Below are 21,067 nucleotides of genomic sequence, written 5' to 3'. Positions count from 1 at the left end.
GCTGCCGTTGTTGCGACAAGCTTAATATGTCAGCTTTTGCTTTGGAAACGCGAAGACTCGAATGTCTCCAATGTCAGCGGCGCGGACCTTTGCGCAATGTGCAGAGAATGTAGGCTCCTCGCCCATCTTAAACCTTCGAAACCAGCTGAATCTCTGGCCTCGGATAGTCAATCCAGTACCAACCTTTTTTAAAACGCCGGACGTTCTCCGGCGCTTTTTCTTTTGAGTACCAGGAAGACTACTTCCCTGATTGGATTGCCTCCCAGACCCGCTGCGGCGTTGCTGGCATGTCGAGAAGTTTCTCAACGCCAGCGCCGTCCTTCAGCGCATTCTGGATCGCGTTCATCACTGCCGCGCAGCCGCCAATGGTGCCGGCTTCGCCAGCGCCCTTGATGCCCATCGCATTGGTGGTCGACGGAATGTTCCGTGTCTGAAAATCGATTTCCGGCAAATCCGCAGCCCGGAGCAACCGGTAGTCCAGAAGTGAGGCTGTCAGAAGCTGGCCATCTTCATCAAAGACCGTGTGTTCACACAAAGCCTGACTGATCGCCGACGCAGCTCCGCCATGCACCTGTCCGGCCAAGAGCAGCGGGTTCACGGTCACCCCGAAGTCATCCACGATGACGTAGGTCTCGATTGAGATATCTCCGGTGTCGGGATCGACTTCCAGCTCGCAGATGTGCGTGCCGTTCGGATAGGTTGCTTCCGCCTGCTTGACTTCTTCGCGGGCCGACAGGTTTTCCTCTGCCCCAGCTGCGATTTCGGCCAGGCTCACCTGCTGGTCTGTGCCAACAACCCGGACCATACCGCTGTCGAGTTCCAGATCTTCGATACCCGCTTCCAAACGGTCGGCGGCCAACTCCTTGACCTTGTTGACCAGCGAAACGCTGGCATCGCGCACGGACGGCAGACCAAGCGGAATGGACCGGGATCCTCCCGTGCCCCCGCCCTTGCGAACCCGGTCCGTGTCGCCCTGGATGACCTCGATATCTTCGATGCTAACGCCGAATTTCTCCGCAACCACCTGGCTGTAGGCTGTCGCGTGCCCCTGGCCATTGGTCTGGGTGCCGATAAGCAGAGTGAGATTGCCTTCCGGACTCAGTTCCACAGTCGCCTCTTCCCCACCCGGGAAGGCGCAGGCCTCGATATAGGAGCAAATGCCGAAGCCCCGGTATTTGCCGCTTGAGGCGCTCGCCGCCTGACGGGCCTTGAAGCCGGCCCAATCTGAGGTTTCCAGCGCCTTGTCCAGATGCCCCGCATAATCGCCCGTGTCGTACATGCGGCCCGTTTGTGTGGTGTAGGGCAGCTGCTCTTGTTTGATGAAATTCAGCTTGCGGAATTCAACGGGCCCGAGACCGGTTTCCTCACCCGCCTTGTCGATCAAACGCTCGATCAGGTAGGCCGCTTCAGGACGGCCAGCACCGCGGAAGGCATCTGTCGGAACCGTGTGACTGTAAACGCCTTCCACCTTCGCAAAAACGGCTGGGATATCATAAAGCCCGGACGACATGGTCGTTCCGACCCAAGGGATAAACGGCGCAAACTGGTGCAAATAGGCGCCCATCGCAGCTTTCACATCGACCCGCAATCCGAGGATCTTGTTGTCCGCGTCCAACGCCAACTCGCCGCGGGTAAGATTGTCCCGGCCATGCGCGTCGGTGACGAAGTGTTCCGTCCGCTCCCCGGCCCAGCGCACCGGACGGTTCAATGTTTGGGCGGCAATCATCGACAGCGGATATTCGCGGTAGCAGAACATCTTGGTGCCAAAACCGCCGCCGACCTCCGGCGTTATGACCTGCACCTTATCCTGCTCCAGACCAAGAATGCCGCACAGCGTATTGCGCATTCCATGGCCGCCCTGGGTGCCAAGAGTTACCTTGAAGCGCTCACTGGCTGAGTCAAATTCGGCAACACAGCCACGCAGTTCCATGTAGTTGGCAACGATCCGATTGTTGACGACATCAATTGAAACCGTCTTGGCTGCCGTGGCAAAGGCTGCCTCGGTCTTGTCTTGGTCGCCATGGCCAAAGGTGAAAGCGATGTTGGTGCCGAACTCCGGCCAGACTTTTACAGCATCGTCTGCCAACGCATCTTCCATCTCGACCACAACATCCAGAGGGTCGTAGTCGATTTCCAGCATTTCAGCCGCATCACGAGCTGCGCTGACGCTGTCTGCGACGATAAATGCAATTGCATCACCAACATACCGAACCGTGTCTGTGCACAAGAGCTCTTGCACCGGCAAATTGAAGTCTGTGCCATCGATCTGCTTCAAAAGGGCCTGAGTCGGCATCGCCTTGCCAGCAACATCCGCCCCTGTGAGGACCAAACGTACGCCCTCCAACGCCCGCACGTCATCGGCGTTGTCTACAGAGATTTTTGCATGCGCCATCGCTGAGCGGACAACATACCCATGAAGACAGCCTTCCGGCTGATAGTCGCCCGTATAGGTTCCTTGCCCTGTGATCAGCGGCAAATCTTCCTTGCGGCGCAAAGGGGCACCAACACCGAATTTCGGAGTAGCCATTTGGTTCATGAAACGGGACCTTCAGTAGAACAAATCATTGGCCGGGTTTTTGGAAGCGTGGGATATGGCTCCCGGCAGATTAGAACCACTATAAGGCGCCAAAACTAAACTGGCCAGTGCACTTTTTCATTTCAATGCGCCCGGCTCTTCCCTTCGGCACGATTTGCGGTAGATTTGTACGCACACTCACAAATCGCCCGGGCACAATTCCGCACCAGTTTTTCTGGCATGTCATATCCGGACGGCTTCAGGACTGCTCATGGACACCTCTTCCCGCAAACCGCCGGCAGATCCGGCGGTAACGCCAACCGCTTCGCCGTCCACCGGCCTTAAAAGCCATCTGACTCATAAGCTCGGCCAGCTGCCCCCCAATACGATTGGCGCGCTCTGGATCTTGCTCGCGGCATTCCTGTTTTCTATCATGGTGGCACTGATCAAATTCATCGGCCAGGACCTGTCCGTTTTTCAGATTCTTGTTGTTCGCCAGGTTATTATGCTCGTAATCGTGGCGCCAAAGATTCTGTCCGGCCTCCCCCATTCTCTATCGACCAAACGGCCAGGACTGCAATTGACCCGTGTCGTCTTCGCTGCGACAGCGATGCTGCTTGGGTTCACCGCGATCATTGAACTGCCGCTTGCCGACGCGACGGCCATCAGCTTCTCCAAGACCTTCTTTATCACGATCCTTGCCATTTGGTTCCTTGGGGAAGAAGTCGGCAGACACCGTTGGGGCGCCACCATCGTGGGCTTTCTCGGAGTGTTGCTGATGCTGCGGCCAGACGGCGAAGGGCTGGTCAACCCCTATGCGCTGATGGCCCTTGGCAGTGCCGCTTGCGCTGGCATGGTGATGGTTGTCATCCGCATTTTGACTCGCACCGATCCGCCAAACACGATCCTGACTTATCAAGCTCTTGGAGTTGGCTTGATCATGTTGGTGCCAGCCTGGTTCACCTGGCAAGCTCCTACGCTGGAACAATGGGGCCTTCTCCTTGCTGTCGGCGTTTTTTCATGGGGCGGTCAAATGGCCAACATCAAAGCGTTTCAAGCTGGGGAGGCAACGGCAATTGCCTCCCTCGACTACACGCGGCTACTCTATGCCACCATGTTTGGGGCGCTGATCTTCAGCCAATGGCCTGGCCTGGAAACGCTGTTGGGCGCCGGCATTGTGATCGCAGCATCAATCTACACGGTCCGGCGTGAGGCCATCCGGGGGCGTCAGCTTGCCCGAGCCTCCGATGGCCGCGGTTATTCCAACTGACGTTTGCAGCTACGTCAGGCAAGAACGTGCCAAAAATCCAAATCGACGCTTTCGGGATCAAACATGGACAACAACGGCAAACACGCATCGTCATTGACGTAACCGGCGCAGATCTCCCGCGCGGCTCCTGCTGTCTCGACAAAGCAGATTTCTGAATAGGTTTCACCGTCGATCTTGCCGATCCTATGTGCCCGGCTTTCTGGAAATCTTGAGAGATACTCTTGCTTGACCCGGGCGGCCGCCGCGTTCAGGCCCCCCTCATTGAACTCGTTAGCTCCTTTGACCTGGAAAGTTCCGAATTCAATGGCGCAGAATCCTTCCGGAATGGCATCCAGCGGCTGTTGCAGAATGTTCCTGCAGAGACGAATGCTGCCAGGCTCCAGAAGGTCCATAAACGCTCTGGAACTCTCAGCTTGCATATGCGCCTCGCTCATTTCGGCAAAGGCGGTTTCGTCTGTAGCCAAAATCGCATCGGCATACTCACCGGTTAGATTTCCTAGAAAACAATGCATTGCGATTCCAGGTTGTTTATCCAGGAATTCCGTTTGCCATCGTCGCGCGGCTCCAATGAGGTTTACCGGGTTCACCTCGTCCTTGGCCCGATAGCGGGCAAACCCCATTACCTTCATTTGTCCAAGATCTTTGCGCAGCATTTGATGTCCTTTCTTCGTATTGCTGCACCGGCTATAAGAAACTCCAGAGACAGTTTTTGTCAGGGGCCTTATGCGTACACTCCGTCTTTTCTCCATTCTAGACATTTTGCGAAGCCGAAGGTCTCCAGTCTCTGCTGCAACGCTTGCAGAAATGCTGAGTGTGACTGAACGCACGGTCTACCGGGACATGGCAACCTTGAAAGAGATGGGGGCCCCAATACGCGGCGAGGGTGGCATCGGCTACGTAATCGAACGCGGTTATTTTCTGCCACCGCTACAGTTTGACCCGGACGAACTGGATGTGGTTCTGCTTGGATTGCAAATGATCAAGGCGCGCAGTGACAAGGACATGCAGGCTGCAGCTGAACGCGCCCTTGGAAAAATCGGAGCTGTCCTCAATGACCAGGACCGGAACTTCAACCGGCCCCTGCTCGCGGTCGGCAGCCGGTCGTCAGCCGAGGGGCAGGACGCGCTCTCTCCCCTGAGATCTGCGATACGAAGCCGGCACAAACTCCTGGTACACTACAAAGACGGCGAGAACCGGCTGAGTGAGCGGACCGTACGGCCACTGGGGTTGACCGCGTTTGAAAAGGTCTGGGTCCTGACCGCCTGGTGTGAAAAGCGGGAAGATTTCCGCAACTTCCGTTTGGATAGGATTGCCGATTTTCAGCAAACGGGAACGCGGTTTCCGATCGAAAGTGGCAGGGAATTCCATGATTACCTGCGAACCTTGTAAACTCAGACAGACCGATTGATACAAAAAGGGCGGCAGTCCGTTTTATGGAACGACCGCCCGATCAGCAAAGGCTTTGGCCTATATCCTCAAGCGGCGTTGGCGCGCTTGGCAGCTTCTTCTTCAACCAGCTCTTTCTTCGACAGTTTGCCGACCATGGTCTTCGGCAATTCGTCGCGGAACTCGATTTCCCGCGGCAGTTCAATGGCCGACAGGTGGTCCTTCAGAAAGCTCTTGAGGTCTTCAGCCGACAAGGAGTAGCCGTCTTTCAGTTTGACAAACGCCTTAGGAGACTGGCCGCGGTACTCATCGGGGACTGCGATCACGATCGTCTCATCAACCGCCTCGTTTTGATAGATCGCTTCTTCGATGACGCGCGGATAGACGTTGTAACCGGAGCACAGGATCAGATCTTTGATCCGGTCGACCAGGTAGATAAAGCCGTCCTCGTCCTGATACCCGACATCACCGGTGTGAAGGTAGCCGTCAGCGTTGATGGTCTCGGCCGTGGCATCGTCGCGTTTCCAGTATCCCTTCATGATCTGATGACCATGCAGCAGAAGCTCGCCCTTTTCGCCAGGCCCCACTTCTGTTTCACGATCCTCGATATTGACGAAGCGGACCTTCGTACCAGGGACTGGACGGCCAATGGAGCCGGCGCGGCGGTTTTCGTCCAGCGGATTGACCGCAGCCACCGGAGACGACTCGGTCAAGCCATAACCTTCAACTAGAATGCAGCCGGTCAGTTTTTCAAAGTTTTCCTTCACTTCGACCGGCAATGGTGCCCCGCCAGAAATACACAGGTTGATGCTGGACAGATCGTATTTCTGCGTTTCATGCGAGTTATTGATCGCCGTGTAGATGGTCGGAACGCCCGGAAACAAGGTGACCTTTTTGCGCACAATTGTCTCAAGCAGCATCTTCAGCTCAAACCGCGGCTGCAACACCATCTCCGCGCCGAGGATCACAGCCAGATTCTGGCCCACGGTCATTGCAAAGACATGGAAGAACGGCAGAACGCAGAGCAGTTTTTCTTCACCTGGACGCGCTTTTTCAAAGACAGCACGCATCTGTTCAATATTGGCGCAGAGGTTCTTGTGGGTCAGCATCGCCCCTTTAGGAACACCCGTTGTTCCGCCGGTGTATTGAAGAACCGCAATGGCTTCTGCCGGGTCAAATTCAACTGGCGCTGGTTTGTTGCCCTTGGTCAGCAGACTATCAAACAGGACATGGGCCTCATCTTGCGGGATGGCCGCCAGTTCCTTGCGCTTGAACAGGCTGAACAAGGTCTTTTTAACTGTCGGCAGGCAGAAGGTCATCGGGCAAACGATGATCTTGTCCAGGACCCGCTCTTTGCGGACATTTTCGACCTTGTCGTAAATCACCTTCAAATCCATGGTCACCATAATGCGCACATCCGCATCACGAGCCTGGAAGGCGATTTCGCGCTCCACATACAGCGGGTTGAAGTTGGCAACCGTGCCGCCGACTTTCAAAATCGCAAAATAAAAGATGGTGTAGAACGGCGTGTTCGGCAGGCAAAGGCCAACATGAACACCCGGACCAACGCCCATGGCCTGAAGGCCTGCGGCAGTGCGGTCGACCAGCTCGCCGAGTTCGCTGTACGTCCAGACTTTCCCCATGAAGTCTGCTGCCGGGCGATCTCCAAACTTGGTGACGGCAATATCCAGATATTCGTGTACTGGGCGGACTTTTAGCGTCGCGCTCCACTCCTCCGCAGTCATCATATCGTTCTCCAACGCATCTTGTCCGGCTCAAACAGGATTTTTAGCCGGCAGACCGGTTCAGCCGCCCCTCTGGCCGAACCCTCCTCCCAAACGGCATCGTATATTGCGGTGCCGAAATCGGTATTCCTCCCTGACATGACCCAACTTTCCGTTTACGTCAACGGACGACGTAACGACACCTCTTCAACTTTTTTACACGCTCAGGTGTCATTCCACACCAAAACCACCCATTTTCTGTCCATTTGGGGCTCAAATGGCCGAGTTGACTTCCGGCGCGCCTTTCTACCGGCTGGGCCAGCGCCATCTTGGCGGATCCAAATGCTCGACTTGGGTTTCTCCCAATTCCTTGAACAAGTGATGATGAATGCAATCCTGTTGTGCGGCAAGCGCCGACACAAGCGGGTCTGCGTGCGAAACGACAATCACCTGGGTCTTTTCTGCCGCTGTCGCAATCAATCGGGCAAGCGGTTCGAGGAGTGCCGGATGAAGACTGGTCTCCGGTTCGTTCAGGACGATCAGCGGCGCCGGGCGCGGCGAGAGAAGAGCTGCCGCCAGAAGAAGATAGCGCAGCGTACCATCAGAGAGCTCCGTTGTCCTGAGAGGACGCAGCAGCCCTTTTTGCTGCATCAGAAGTTCAAAATAGCCATCGTTGACGACCACCTCGATGCTTGCGCCCGGAAAAGCATCGTCGATCGCCTCCGCCAGCGCCTGTTCATCACCAATTTCCAGAATTGTCTGAAGGGCTGCGGCCAAGTCGGACCCATCGCCAGATAGAACTGGTGTCCGTGTGCCGATTTTCGGAAAGCGGGCCGGGGCTTCCCGGTCTGTCCGCAGATGGTCATAAAACCGCCAGGCCCGCATCCGTTCGCGAAGGACCAGAAGCTCCAGCCCATCTTTCGGGTCGGCCGCATGGGTCATCATGCTGTCGAACCGGGCCAGATTCTGAACAACCGGGATCCGCTGCCCATTCTGATTCAAGACTTTGACGGAGGGACCATTACGCCCGGCGATCTCGTTGGATCGGGACAGGGCTTCGCCGGCCCAGAGTGCCTCGCACTTGATTTCAGGATCCATTGAAAAAAACGACCGTCCCGCATCAGCGGGCAATCCCAGATCAATGGCATAGCCATAATCTTCATCGGCAAAGCCGAGTTTTAAGGAGACAACGCCCTTTCGGACAGCGCCCTGGACCGGCACATCACCGCGCTTCATTGCCCGCGAGACAATCTCCGGCCCCGCCCACAAAGTGGATGGCAGCCCCCCCTCGGCAGCCAGAGAACCGATGGCCCTCCCCTGCGCCACTTCCGCCAGAAGCCGGATAGACCGGTACAGGCTTGATTTGCCACTACCATTGGCCCCGGTGATCAGCGTGATCCGGTCGAGTGGAAAGATTATGTCGCGCAAGGAGCGGTAGCCGGAAACGGCGAAAGTCAGGATCATGCAATCAACTACTTTTCAGTTCTATAAGTTCACGCCTCTTCAACCTAAAACAGCCAAGTACGGCCACTCTATTTCTTAATGTCAAATCAGCGAGTTATGATCATTTCTAATCAAGAAACTGAAAATGAGAATTCCCTTAACACCGCAATCCTATTCATATCGTTATGGTGTGCTGTTTTTCAAACTTTGTTTTCATCTGAAATTTAACAACAAAGAACAATTGTTAACGTCTTGGTTTCGCTGAGAACCAGCAGGACGGACGACCTATATAGGAATAAAAAAAATTCTCGGTTTTCCGAGTTAAGCCACTTTTTGACTGTCAGGGCTCTTAAGACTTCGAGCCCTCTAGAGATGGCGACTGGTTGGGATACCTTATCCCCACCCAAAAAAGCCCGGCATCCGTAGATGCCGGGTTTTTTTTGTCAGCCGCCAGAGCCTGTGCCGTTTGCGCTACTCAACGCGGTGTTGATGGTCGTGAAGATACCGGTCAGCGATCCGCCCATAGTACCCAAAATACCAATAATGGCCACGCTGAGCAGACCAGCGATCAAGCCATATTCGATTGCCGTGGCTCCGTTTTCATCTTCTGCAAAACGCTTAATCAGATTTGTCATTTGTATCTCTCCATACCTGTTGATGAGGAGGAACCTAACGAGAATTTGTGCAAATACCGTTTAAAAACTAGGTAAATTTTACATTGTGATTTTTACCTAGACTTAAACGTTACCCACTAAAAGAACCAGCGGAGCAAGCTCCAAATTTGTTGACACAAATGCCTTGCGCGCTGGACCGAAATCCGGCGCGTTTTTTTTCCATTTTGCGAGATCTTTGGGACTTCTCGTTACACGAACGCTACCCGCAGGAGACCGGGGAATGTTTTCTGCCGGTTTTCAGGAAGCCCATTCAGATGAGAATTGCAGAATCTGGATTAGTGTCTCAGCAGTTTTCTGCGTCGATTTGAAAAATATTGTCGACACACCGTCCTAAAATGGAACATTTCCAATGCCGAAGCGCAATATCACCATTTCTGCACGATCAGAAAAGGACTTAAACGGGGTGAACCCTTTGCAATTTGGACTCTGAGGCAATTCAATTCTAAATTGATACTTTCGAACACCCGGTCTTCGCAAGCAGCAGCAGGTCCGCCATGTTCAATCCGAAAGAAGCGGCGGACGACAGCCGAGCCCTCAATGTCGTCATCTTGTTTTTCGCCTCCCTTGTGGTGGTGATCTCAATTGGCCTTCATTTCGACAGCGCCATGAAATACTGGCTGTTGACCCGATTTGGAGAGACCGCGTCCGGAACCATTGTCAGGGTATCGAGCGCGCCGAAAAATCCAGATGCAGTTCGGGAACTCGCCCGTCAAAATCCGCGCAATTACCTTAAGAACAGACAAGCCTGGGTATCGGGCGACAGTCTTCTGATCGAATTCCAACCGCCCGATGGCGCCCTGGAATATGTCCGTTTCAAACGCCCTCCCGGCAGCAACATTGGTCAAGGCGGCAAGGACGTGCAGGTCGTCTATCTGCCGATCAACCCCCGGATCGCACACCCGGAGGATCATTTGTCCGACTTTGCCCTCGATAGCAAGATCATGATTGGATCCCTGATCGCTGGCATGATCTTCTTCTGGCTGTTTATCGAAGCTTATGTGGAATGGAACCGGTTCCGGAAAAACATGCGGCGCTATTAGCGGGTTCGCATCTAACTTCCCTGGTCAACCAGTTCGAACTTGTCGACATCAAACACACCGAAGTCGGTGATCTTCAGATGCGGGATGACCGGCAGCGGCAAGAAAGCCACTTGCAGGAAGGGTTCAGCAAGCGTGCAGCCCAGCGCTTTGGCAGCATTGCGCAGATCCTCAAGCTCGTGACGCACGGCTTCAAATGGTTCCAGGCTCATCAGGCCGGCCAACGGCAAAGCAAGTTCCGCCTTGACGCCATCTTTGTCGGACACCGCAAATCCGCCCTTCATGGCAATCACCCGGTTGACCGCATGTGCCATAGCAGCCTCATCGGCGCCAACCACACAGATGTTGTGGCTGTCATGACCAACGGAAGACGCAATCGCACCCTCTTTCATCCCAAAACCATGCACAAACCCAAGGCCGATGTTGCCGGTGCCCTTGTGGCGCTCAACCACGGCGACCTTTAAAACATCCTGATCAAAGTCGACAAAGGTTTTGCCGCCGGTCACCGGCAATGTCCGTTTCAGGTGTTCGGTGATGATTTTTCCTGGAATGACCCCAATCACATCGGCTTCACTGTTGCGCGCTGGAATGTCGAAAGATGCAGCCGTGACTTCTGACGCCTTCACACTGTCGAGCCCCACCGGAGAAACGATCGACCGCGCACCAAAAGCGGCATCATCCGCAATGATGCCACCGCAGATGGCCATTTCAACCTGGCAGCCCTCAAAGTCCTTCAGAAGCGCGATATCAGCGCGTTTGCCTGGCGCCAAAACGCCCCGGTCTTTCAAACCAAAGGCATTGGCCGCTGACCAGCTGGCAGCCCGGTAAGCATCCAAAGGTCGGATGCCCTTGGCGATGAGACGCCGGATCATGCTGTCGAGGTGGCCTTCTTCGGCAATGTCGAGCGGGTTGCGGTCATCCGTGCAAAGGGCAACAAACGCCGAGGTATCGGCGGTCAGGATCGGCGCCAAAGCGTCCAGATCCTTACAGACGGAACCTTCCCGCATCAAAACCGCCATGCCTTTTGCGAGTTTTTCCTGAGCTTCTTTTAAAGATGTTGCCTCGTGGTCCGTCCGGATCCCAGCAGCCAGATACCCATTCAGTGGTTTGCCGCCGAGCAACGGTGCGTGACCATCGATATGTCCGTCCTGAAAGGCAGCAAGTTTCGCGAGGACTTTTGGATCGCGCGCCAGAACGCCCGGAAAGTTCATAAATTCCGCCAGACCAATGACACTTGGATGGTCTTTGAATGGCAGCAGGTCTTCGATTTCCAGGCAGGCACCGGCCGTCTCAAATGCGGTTGCCGGGACACAAGACGACAGGTTGACCTTCAGATCCATCACCGTCTCTAGCGAACTCTCCAGGAAATATTTTATGCCGACTGCGCCCAACACATTGGCGATTTCATGGGGATCACAGATTGCTGTCGTGACACCGTGGGGAAGAACACAGCGGTCGAACTCGAACGGAGTGACAAGCGATGATTCCACATGCAAATGGGTGTCAATAAAACCCGGCACAGCGGTCAGGCCAGTTCCATCGATCGTCTTTTCACCTTCGTAAGTGTCATGGGTTCCGACGATCCGATCGCCGGAAACGGCAATGTCTGTTGTGGTCGTCGATCCATCGACAACACTGAACAGCTGAACTCCCTTGATGACCAGATCGGCTGGTCTTTCGCCCGCACCGGCCGCGATGGCCTTTTCAAGAAACGTTTCATCATGGGTGCGCGGCATGGATCTTTCTCCTGTTCTTATTCAGGTTCGGACCATAGCGCTGGCCCGCCCTGATCCGGAAGCCCCCGCGAACAATTTCCACGTTCTGTATATGGATGCGCCAACATTACGTTTCCCAAAACGAAGAGGATCGCGCGTTGGCTCTCTAGACCTCAACAATGGCTTCTTTATTCCAAAACCGCGCCCTGATTAATTTTATCAAATTTATTTAATCTAGAAAACTCAACAACCTACCGCAGCACAGCAACGAAACCCTGCGTCGCAGCAGTGTTTTGAATTGACAGGATGGAAAATGAGTCAAATAATTTCATCAAAATAAATAATTACGGTTTCCGGGCGGAAACCTGCCCGGAAGGCAAGGGAGGTGCCTGATGGAAGACATCCGCAAAAGTGGCCGCGGTTCCAATTCAGCACAACTGCGGCGGTATAACGAACGTATTGTTCTTCAGATCCTGCGGCGTGCAGGTGAAGCGTCAAAGGCCGAACTTGCCCGCGCGGTGCAACTGACCAATGCGGCCATCGGCGCGATCATTCAGAACCTCATCGAAGAAGGCTTGATCGTGGAAGCTGGCAAGCGTCACGACGGTAGCCGCGGCCAGCCGGCAACGATCCTGCAATTGGCGCCGCGCGGTGCATTCTCCTATGGGGTACGTCTCGACCGCACCAATATGGAAACCGTTTTGATGGATTTTTCCGGCCGTATCCTCGACCGGCGCATCCACGAAATGATCTTGCCCGCCCCATCAAAAGCACTCGACATCCTGATCGATGATCTGGAAAGCCTCGGCACCGCGCTCGATGAGGATGAAAGCGCCCGGATCACAGGCATAGGGCTTGCACAGCCGTTCAATCTTGGCGCCTGGCTGCACGAACTTGGCTTGCCGGAAGCGCATTTCAAAGAATGGGATGACTATGATCTGGCCGGAGCCCTGGAACAGGAAACTGGCCTGCCGGTCTTTAGCGAAAACGATGGTACGGCAGCCGCAGTGGCCGAACTTTTCTATGGGCAAGGGCGGCAGAACGACAATTTCCTCTACCTGTTTCTCGGCCCGGCAATTGGCGGCGGCCTGATCATGAACGGAGACATCGTGCGCGGTGTCACCGGCAACGCGGCTGATGTCGCCATGATTCCAGTGCCGCCAAGTACGTTGCCGACCGCCAATCCGCCACGCCAAAAGTGGGATATTCTTCTTGCACGGGCCAGCCTGGTTGCTCTTGCGCGGCATTTGGCTCCGGAAGATTTTTCCAGTCTCAGCCGGACCGACCTCCGGGAAGCAGCTGAGACCGGTGGGACTAAGTTCCAAGAGTGGACGACTGATTGTGTCGAAGCTCTCGCACTTGGAATGCGCTCAGCTTATTCGCTTCTGGACATGCCACTGGTGGTTATAGACAGCGATCTCGGCGGTACATTCAACACCGACTTTGCAAAGAACTTGAGTGCGGCCAGTGATGACGCGGCCCCGGAAAGCCGCCAGTCGCCCGATATCGCAACAGGCAGCTTTGGTCATGACGCCGGCGCTATCGGAGCAGCCAGTCTGCCGCAATTCTTCAACTTCTCACCCCGGGCAGCGATCCTCACGGGCGGTAAACCTTCCGCACCAGCAGGATCCGGCCGGACAGAAGACCGTGCCAGTTTTCCGGCACGGGCAGCACGGTTGGGGTCACATCTGGCCGCACCCAACCGCACCTAATATTTGGCCAGGGAGGAAAGACACTATGATCCGCAAACTTCTCGCGACCGGTTCCGTTCTTGCCGCCATGTCAGCGGCCCCGGCCATGGCGGCCGATATTTCTGCTTGCCTGATCACCAAGACGGACACCAATCCATTTTTTGTAAAAATGAAAGAAGGGGCCACCGCAAAGGCGCAGGAACTCGGCATTGATTTGAAATCCTTCGCCGGCAAGATCGATGGCGACCATGAAACTCAGGTTGCCGCGATTGAGACGTGCATCGCCGATGGCGCCAAAGGCATCTTGCTGACAGCTTCCGACACCTCATCCATCGTGCCTGCCGTGCAGCAGGCCCGCGATGCCGGACTGTTGGTGATTGCCCTCGACACTCCGCTGAACCCGATTGATTCAGCAGATGCAACATTTGCAACCGACAACTTCTTGGCTGGCGAGCTGATTGGTAAATGGGCGGCAGCAGCCCTCGGAGATGAGGCAGCCAATGCCAAAATCGGCATGCTTGATCTGGCCATCAGCCAGCCCACTGTTGGCGTCTTGCGCGATCAGGGGTTCCTGCAAGGGTTTGGCATTGACCTTGGCGACCCGAACAAATGGGGCGATGAAACCGATGCGCGCATTGTTGGCAATGATGTGACAGCCGGCAACGAAGAAGGTGGCCGCAAGGCTATGGAAAACCTTCTCGCCAAAGATCCGATGATCAATGTGGTTTACACCATCAATGAACCGTCAGCGGCAGGCGCCTATGAAGCCCTGAAATCCATCGGCCGCGAAAACGATGTGCTTATCGTTTCAGTCGATGGCGGCTGCCCTGGTGTTCAGAACGTCAAGGATGGCGTAATCGGCGCAACATCCCAGCAGTATCCCCTTTTGATGGCGTCCCTTGGCATCGAAGCGATCAAGGCCTGGGCAGACACAGGCGCAAAACCGGAACCGACCCCGGGCAAGAGCTTTTTTGATACCGGAGTTGCCCTTGTGACCGACAAGCCGGTGGACGGTGTTCCGTCGATCGACACCACCGAAGGCACCAACCTTTGCTGGGGCTGATTGCTCCCTTAAGCTAAAAAAATGGAAGGGGCTCGGTTCGCCTTTGCCCCTTCTTTCCTACGTCTTAGAAAGAACCGGGCATGACCTCAAAAAGCGATACGGCCAGCGGGCCATCGGACTTTGAAGAAGCCGCAGCCTCCAGTCCGCAAGCCGTCGCCGAGTTCGACGATCATCATCATGGGTTAGGACACAAGATCCAGCACCGGCTGCATCAAACCCCTGCCTTGGTCCCGCTGATCGTCCTGCTGATATCGATCCTGGTCTTCGGTCTCCTGCTCGGCTCCAAATTCTTCTCGCCGTTCGCCATGACACTGATCTTGCAGCAAGTTCAGATCGTCGGCATCGTCGCAGCCGCCCAAAGTGTCGTCATTTTGACGGCCGGGATCGACCTGTCGGTCGGGGCAATTATGGTCTTGTCATCAGTTGTGATGGGGCAATTCACCTTCCGCTATGGCTTGCCGGTGGAAGTGGCGATTGCCTGCGGCCTCATCTGCGGCACCATTTGCGGCTACATCAATGGCTTCCTGGTCGCGATCGTCAAATTGCCACCGTTCATTGTCACCCTCGGCATGTGGCAGATCGTGCTCGCCACCAACTTCCTCTATTCAGCCAATGAAACCATCCGTTCCCAGGACATTGCCAAGAATGCGCCATTGCTGCAGTTCTTCGGCAACAAGGTCAACTTGGGCGGAGCGATTTTCACCTACGGTGTGATCTTCATGGTCCTGCTGGTAATCGTTCTGGCCTATGCCCTTCGCCAAACGGCCTGGGGCCGGCATGTCTATGCAGTCGGAGACGACCCGGAGGCCGCGCAGCTTTCAGGTGTACAGGTCAAAAAAGTACTGATCTCGGTCTACATGCTCTCTGGCCTAATTTGCGCCTTTGCCGGTTGGGCGATGATCGGCCGGATCGGCTCAGTTTCACCAACGACCGGACAACTTGCCAACATTGAATCCATCACAGCCGTTGTGATCGGTGGAATTTCACTCTTTGGCGGACGCGGCTCCATTATCGGCACCTTGTTCGGAGCGCTGATCGTCGGTGTCTTCACGCTTGGCCTGCGTCTGCTCGGCGCCGATGCCCAGTGGACCTACCTTCTCATCGGCCTGCTCATCATTGCGGCCGTTGCAATCGACCAATGGATCAGAAAGGTGTCTGTCTGATGAAACCTATTCTGGAAGCCCGCAATCTGGTCAAACGCTATGGCCGTGTTGTCGCTATGGATCACGCGGATTTTGAACTTTATCCGGGCGAAATTCTGGCCGTCATCGGTGACAACGGAGCTGGAAAATCCACTTTGATCAAGGCCCTCAGCGGCGCGGTTCAACCTGACGAAGGCGACGTTCTTCTGGATGGCGAACCGGTCAATTTCCATTCGCCCATAGACGCCAGGGCCGCCGGCATTGAGACAGTCTACCAGACCCTTGCCATGTCGCCTGCCCTATCGATCACCGACAACATGTTCATGGGGCGCGAGCTGCGGAAACCCGGTTTCAGGGGCAAATGGCTGCGCCAGCTGGATCATCGGCGGATGGAAGACATTGCCCGTGAAAAACTCAATGAGCTCGGCCTTCTGACCATTCAGAACATCAATCAGGCCGTCGAAACGCTTTCCGGCGGTCAGCGCCAGGGTGTGGCGGTGGCACGGGCAGCGGCCTTTGGCTCCAAGGTCGTCATCATGGACGAACCAACGGCAGCTCTCGGCGTCAAAGAAAGCCGCAGGGTTCTGGATCTGATCAAGGACGTGCGCGGCCGTGGTTTGCCGATCGTTCTGATCAGCCACAACATGCCGCATGTGTTCGAAGTGGCAGACCGCATCCACATCCACCGCCTCGGGCGGCGGGCCTGTGTGATCAAGCCTTCAGACTTTTCCATGTCCGATGCGGTGGCCATCATGACCGGGGCGATGGATCCACCGGAAGAACTGGCGGCATAACCCGCCTTCGTCACCAACAACTCAGTAGACCAGCCAGACTTCATCTGGTTGGCCAACGGGTATAGCTGGGCTCTTCCCTAGAGCCTCACTCACAACATCACAGCGGTTCAAGGCCGCGTCCAAATGAGACCAAACATGTTTTTAGTTTGCGGTGAAGCCCTCTTCGACCTCTTTGGTTCGGACACTGGCAAGGACAGTTTGAATTTCGATGCCCGGATCGGCGGATCACCGCTCAATGTCGCCATGGGCCTTGCGCGGATGGGTGAAGACACCGCGTTTTTTGGCGGCATCTCGAAAGACGCCTTGGGCGAAAAACTGGCCCAAAAACTCAAAGATGAAGGAATTTCGGACCGCTATGTGCTGCGCACCGATCACCTGACAACCTTGAGCCTCGTTCAACAAAGCCCGGACGGCCAACCCGCCTATACCTTTTACGGGGTGAACGCCGCCGACCGGATGGTTTTTGAAAAGGACTTGCCGGAGTTCGAGACAAGCCCAGCCTTCATCCATATCGGCTCCTACACCGCCCTCACCGATCCTGTTGCATCGGCCCTGAAATCGCTGATCCTCCGCGAGCACGCCCGTTCAATCATCTCCTTTGATCCCAACATCCGCCCGACCGTTGTTGCCGACATGGAACTTTGGCGGAAAAACACACAGGCTATCGTCCCGCATTCAGATGTGATCAAGGTGAGCGACGAGGACCTCGACCTAATTGCACCTGGTGAACCTGTCGACGCGATTGCCAAGGACTGGTTGGCAGAGGGGGCAAAACTGGTTGTGGTCACACGCGGAAAAGATGGCGCGTCTGCGTTTACGGCACAATCAGAAGCAAATGTTCCAGGTGTACCGGTCAATGTGATCGATACTGTCGGGGCCGGCGACACGTTCCAGGCTGCTCTGTTATCTGGTTTAAACACTCTTGGTGTAAGTGGCCGGCAGAACCTGTCGGATCTTAGCAGTAGCCACCTCACCCGGTTGATGACATTTTGCACGAGGGCTGCAGCGATCACCTGTTCGCGGCGCGGTGCGGATCTACCGACGATGGCAGATCTTGAAAAAGACGGAAGCGCCTTGAAATGAGGGGCTGACAAAAGAATTAAATCGATTTAAAAGACTGCCGAACGCAGATTGTGTTCCGGCTCTAGGTACGGAATACTTGGATTTGGAAGGGAAAGGGTTCATGGCGGCACGCGTCATCGAAGTAGACAATTTCGATCTGGTGGTGTTCGGCGCCTCTGGAGACCTTGCACACCGCAAGCTGCTCCCTGCCCTCTATCACCGCGATGCTGACGGCCAAATGCCGGATGACGCCAGGATCATCACCAGTGCCCGCCGAAATTATTCCGATGACGATTACCGGGATTACGCCCGCAAGGCTCTGGAAGAACACGTTTCCGACCTTGACCCAGCGCATCTGGAAAAGTTTCTAAGCCGTATCCGCTACGTCAAAATCGATATTGCCACCGGCTCCGGTTTCGACGACCTTAAAACCGTACTCGAAGAACGCACGGACTCAATCCGCGCGTTTTACCTCGCCGTTGGGCCGGACCTTTTTGGCACCATCTGTGAACACCTAGGCAAGACCGGTGTCGTCAACGACAACTCCCGGGTGGTGATGGAAAAGCCGATCGGCAAGGACGGTGCTTCTGCCAAGGCGCTTAACGATACTGTCGGGGCCGTCTTCAACGAACACCAGATCTTCCGGATCGATCATTATCTCGGCAAGGAGACAGTGCAGAACCTCATGGCATTGCGCTTTGCCAATGCCTTGTTCGAGCCGCTGTGGAACGCCGCACACATTGATCATGTCCAGATCACGGTTGCCGAGTCCCTGGGCACTGGAGGCCGCGCTGGGTATTACGACACGGCAGGCGCCCTGCGCGATATGGTTCAAAACCACATTCTGCAGCTCTTGTGTCTGGTCGCAATGGAACCGCCGGAGTCTATGGATGCGGACAGCGTCCGGGATGAAAAGCTCAAAGTTCTAAAGGCACTTGCGCCGATCACAGAACAAACCGCCGGCAAACTCACTGTTCGCGGCCAATACCGCGCTGGTGCGTCAGCTGGTGGCGCTGTTCCAGGGTATTTGGAAGAGCTTGGCCACGACGAAAGCCGCACGGAAACCTTTGTGGCGCTAAAGGCGGAAATCTCCAATTGGCGGTGGGCCGGAGTTCCTTTTTATCTGCGCACAGGCAAAAGGCTGGCCCAACGGGTTTCAGAAATTGTCGTCCAGTTCCGGCCAATCCCGCATTCGATTTTCGGCCGGGAAGCCGGTACAATTACGGCCAATAGGCTGATCATCCGCCTGCAGCCGGACGAAGGCGTGCAGATGCAGGTCATGATTAAGGATCCTGGCCCCGGCGGCATGCGCCTGCGGCAAGTACCGCTTGATATGAGCTTTGCTGAAGCCTTCAAAGTGCGCAATCCGGATGCTTATGAGCGGCTGATCATGGATGTGATCCGCGGCAACCAGACCCTGTTCATGCGCCGGGATGAGGTTGATGCTGCCTGGGCGTGGATCGATCCGATCCAAGCAGCCTGGACAGCTTCCAAGGAAACACCGAAAGGCTATACCGCCGGCACCTGGGGTCCATCAGCGTCGATCGCACTGGTCGAGCGGGATGGGCGCACCTGGGCGGAAGACGAACTCAGCTAAAGCGCAGGAATGGGATAACTCCTGTTCTTTGCTCAGAATTTAAATCGATTTAATACATGCAATTGACCGAAGTGCCTAAATGACGACGCCAGCCGGCAGAATTGCCTCGGCGAGCAAAGAGGAAGACAGGTCTATGACCGTTAGGGATCAAATCGCAACCGTTACTGAACGGATTATCGAGCGAAGCCGGGACAGCCGCGGCCGCTACCTGGACCGCATTGGACAAGCGGCCGATAAGGGCCCGCAACGCTCACGCCTTTCCTGCGGCAACCTTGCCCATGGGTTTGCCGCCTGCGGTCTGTCGGACAAAGCCGCCCTTTCCGACGATGTCGTGCCAAACCTTGGCATCATCACTGCTTACAACGACATGTTGTCCGCCCACCAGCCGTATGAAACCTATCCGGGCCTGATCAGGGATGCGGCTCATGAAGTGGGGGCTGTGGCCCAAGTCGCTGGAGGTGTTCCGGCCATGTGTGACGGCGTCACCCAGGGCCAGGACGGTATGGAACTGTCGCTGTTCTCCCGGGACGTGATCGCGATGTCCGCAGCAGTCGGCCTGTCCCACCAGATGTTCGACGCCGCTGTGTTCCTTGGCATCTGCGACAAGATAGTTCCCGGCTTGGCGATTGCCGCCCTCTCCTTCGGCCACCTCCCAGCAGTCTTTATCCCTGCCGGCCCGATGACCACCGGGATCTCCAACGACGACAAAGCCAAAGTTCGCCAGCTTTATGCGGAAGGAAAAGTTGGCCGCGATGCATTGTTGGAATCTGAATCCAAGGCTTATCACGGACCGGGAACTTGCACGTTCTATGGGACTGCCAACTCCAATCAGATGTTGATGGAGATCATGGGCCTTCATATGCCTGGCGCATCCTTCATCAACCCAGGCACGCCCTTGCGCGAAGCCTTGACCAAGGAAGCCGCCAAACGGGCCCTGGCGATTTCAGCACTCGGCAATGAATTCACCCCGGCGGGTGAGATCATCGATGAGAAGGCCATCGTCAACGGTGTTGTCGGCCTGCATGCGACTGGCGGCTCGACCAACCACACCATGCACCTGGTCGCTATCGCTGCAACTGCCGGGATCAAACTCACCTGGGATGACATTTCAGAACTGTCTGATGTGGTCCCGCTGCTTGCCCGCGTTTATCCGAATGGCAAAGCCGATGTGAACCACTTCCAGGCCGCCGGCGGCCTTGCCTTCCTGATCCGTGAATTGCTGGGAGACGGTTACCTGCACCAGGACGTGAAGACGGTCTACGGTAGCGATCTATCCGGCTACACGGTGGAAGCCAAACTCGATGAGGATGGCAATGTCGTCCGGCAAAATGCACCGGAAATCTCCGGCGACGAAACCGTTCTGGCACCGGCCCATAAACCCTTCCAGGAAACCGGCGGGTTGAAAGTTTTGACCGGCAATCTTGGAAAAGCCGTAATCAAGATCTCAGCGGTCGCCAAAGAGCGCCATATCATCGAAGCACCTGCCCTTGTTTTTCATACGCAGGAAGATTTCCTGAAGGCGTTTTCCAACAAGGAGCTGACTGGCGATGTCGCAGCCGTGGTTCGGTTCCAAGGACCAAAAGCTTGCGGCATGCCGGAACTGCACAAGCTGACACCGTGCCTCGGCATTCTGCAGGACCGTGGCCACAAAGTTGCGTTGATCACGGATGGACGGATGTCCGGCGCCTCCGGCAAGGTACCGGCCGCCATCCATGTTACACCAGAAGCAGCAAACGGCGGACCAATTGCAAAAATCCGAGACGGAGACATGATCCGCATTGACGCAGTCACTGGCGAATTGACGGTTCTTGTCGATGCGGCCGAGTTTGAAGCCCGCCCTGCGGCACAAGAAGATTTGACACATCACCAATCCGGAGTTGGCCGCGACCTGTTCGCCGCCTTCCGCGCCAATGTCGGCGCAGCAGATACCGGCGCGCACGTGTTTGGTGGTTAA

The 21,067-nt window shown here is 55.7% G+C and carries 16 protein-coding genes; 10 read left to right on the top strand and 6 right to left on the bottom strand.

Annotated elements, in window-relative coordinates; translation table 11 throughout:
- Positions 1-238: 238 nt before the first annotated feature.
- Entirely contained in the window at positions 239-2,536 is a 2,298-nt protein-coding gene (locus tag FJ695_RS13220) for a xanthine dehydrogenase family protein molybdopterin-binding subunit (RefSeq protein WP_141185892.1), read from the bottom strand.
- 250 nt (positions 2,537-2,786) lie between these two features.
- On the opposite strand from FJ695_RS13220, the gene FJ695_RS13215 reads away from it, so the two are divergent.
- A complete protein-coding gene (locus FJ695_RS13215) occupies positions 2,787-3,785 on the top strand; it encodes a DMT family transporter (protein ID WP_141185891.1) in 999 nt (332 codons plus the stop codon).
- A gap of 14 nt (positions 3,786-3,799) precedes the next feature.
- Here FJ695_RS13215 and FJ695_RS13210 read toward each other — a convergent pair whose 3' ends face one another.
- Positions 3,800-4,438 carry a hypothetical protein gene (locus FJ695_RS13210; RefSeq protein WP_141185890.1) on the bottom strand — a complete coding sequence of 213 codons (639 nt, stop codon included), beginning with the start codon at positions 4,436-4,438 and terminating at the stop codon, positions 3,800-3,802.
- A 70-nt stretch (positions 4,439-4,508) separates the two neighbouring features.
- On the opposite strand from FJ695_RS13210, the gene FJ695_RS13205 reads away from it, so the two are divergent.
- Positions 4,509-5,174: a YafY family protein gene (locus FJ695_RS13205; RefSeq protein ID WP_141185889.1), complete on the top strand. Its 666-nt coding sequence runs from the start codon at positions 4,509-4,511 to the stop codon at positions 5,172-5,174.
- A gap of 86 nt (positions 5,175-5,260) precedes the next feature.
- Here FJ695_RS13205 and FJ695_RS13200 read toward each other — a convergent pair whose 3' ends face one another.
- The 3 genes from FJ695_RS13200 to FJ695_RS13190 form a co-directional block, all read right to left on the bottom strand.
- Positions 5,261-6,919 carry a long-chain fatty acid--CoA ligase gene (locus FJ695_RS13200; protein WP_247653833.1) on the bottom strand — a complete coding sequence of 553 codons (1,659 nt, stop codon included), beginning with the start codon at positions 6,917-6,919 and terminating at the stop codon, positions 5,261-5,263.
- Positions 6,920-7,201: 282 nt separating this feature from the next.
- Complete coding sequence (locus FJ695_RS13195; protein WP_141185887.1) at positions 7,202-8,359, bottom strand: AAA family ATPase; 1,158 nt, start codon at positions 8,357-8,359, stop codon at positions 7,202-7,204.
- A 422-nt stretch (positions 8,360-8,781) separates the two neighbouring features.
- A complete protein-coding gene (locus FJ695_RS13190; protein ID WP_141185886.1) occupies positions 8,782-8,973 on the bottom strand; it encodes a Flp family type IVb pilin in 192 nt (63 codons plus the stop codon).
- A gap of 533 nt (positions 8,974-9,506) precedes the next feature.
- On the opposite strand from FJ695_RS13190, the gene FJ695_RS13185 reads away from it, so the two are divergent.
- Entirely contained in the window at positions 9,507-10,052 is a 546-nt protein-coding gene (locus tag FJ695_RS13185) for a hypothetical protein (protein ID WP_141185885.1), read from the top strand.
- Between the two features lie 11 nt (positions 10,053-10,063).
- Here the strand turns inward: FJ695_RS13185 and ade are convergent, their stop codons facing one another.
- Complete coding sequence (gene ade / locus FJ695_RS13180) at positions 10,064-11,785, bottom strand: adenine deaminase (protein WP_141185884.1); 1,722 nt, start codon at positions 11,783-11,785, stop codon at positions 10,064-10,066.
- Positions 11,786-12,156: 371 nt separating this feature from the next.
- Here ade and FJ695_RS13175 point away from each other — a divergent pair, with 371 nt between their 5' ends.
- From FJ695_RS13175 to edd, 7 genes are all read left to right on the top strand, one after another.
- Positions 12,157-13,476, top strand: a complete 1,320-nt coding sequence (locus tag FJ695_RS13175) for an ROK family transcriptional regulator (protein WP_141185883.1) — start codon at positions 12,157-12,159, stop codon at positions 13,474-13,476.
- Between the two features lie 25 nt (positions 13,477-13,501).
- Positions 13,502-14,518 (top strand): sugar ABC transporter substrate-binding protein, encoded by a 1,017-nt coding sequence (locus tag FJ695_RS13170; RefSeq protein WP_141185882.1) that lies wholly within the window; start codon positions 13,502-13,504, stop codon positions 14,516-14,518.
- Between the two features lie 80 nt (positions 14,519-14,598).
- Complete coding sequence (locus FJ695_RS13165; protein ID WP_141185881.1) at positions 14,599-15,681, top strand: ABC transporter permease; 1,083 nt, start codon at positions 14,599-14,601, stop codon at positions 15,679-15,681.
- Positions 15,681-16,454, top strand: coding sequence for an ATP-binding cassette domain-containing protein (locus FJ695_RS13160; RefSeq protein WP_141185880.1), 774 nt, complete (start codon positions 15,681-15,683; stop codon positions 16,452-16,454). The genes FJ695_RS13165 and FJ695_RS13160 overlap by 1 nt, the downstream gene beginning before the upstream one ends.
- A gap of 135 nt (positions 16,455-16,589) precedes the next feature.
- Positions 16,590-17,537 carry a carbohydrate kinase gene (locus FJ695_RS13155; protein WP_141185879.1) on the top strand — a complete coding sequence of 316 codons (948 nt, stop codon included), beginning with the start codon at positions 16,590-16,592 and terminating at the stop codon, positions 17,535-17,537.
- Between the two features lie 100 nt (positions 17,538-17,637).
- A complete protein-coding gene (gene zwf, locus FJ695_RS13150; protein ID WP_141185878.1) occupies positions 17,638-19,113 on the top strand; it encodes a glucose-6-phosphate dehydrogenase in 1,476 nt (491 codons plus the stop codon).
- A 133-nt stretch (positions 19,114-19,246) separates the two neighbouring features.
- Entirely contained in the window at positions 19,247-21,067 is a 1,821-nt protein-coding gene (edd, locus tag FJ695_RS13145) for a phosphogluconate dehydratase (RefSeq protein WP_141185877.1), read from the top strand.

Origin of the sequence: Labrenzia sp. PHM005 (genome assembly GCF_006517275.1) — a bacterium.
Taxonomy (GTDB): Bacteria; Pseudomonadota; Alphaproteobacteria; order Rhizobiales; family Stappiaceae; genus Roseibium.
The sequence above is the reverse complement of the archived record's forward strand: the minus strand, read 5'-3'. Positions and strand labels throughout refer to the sequence as shown.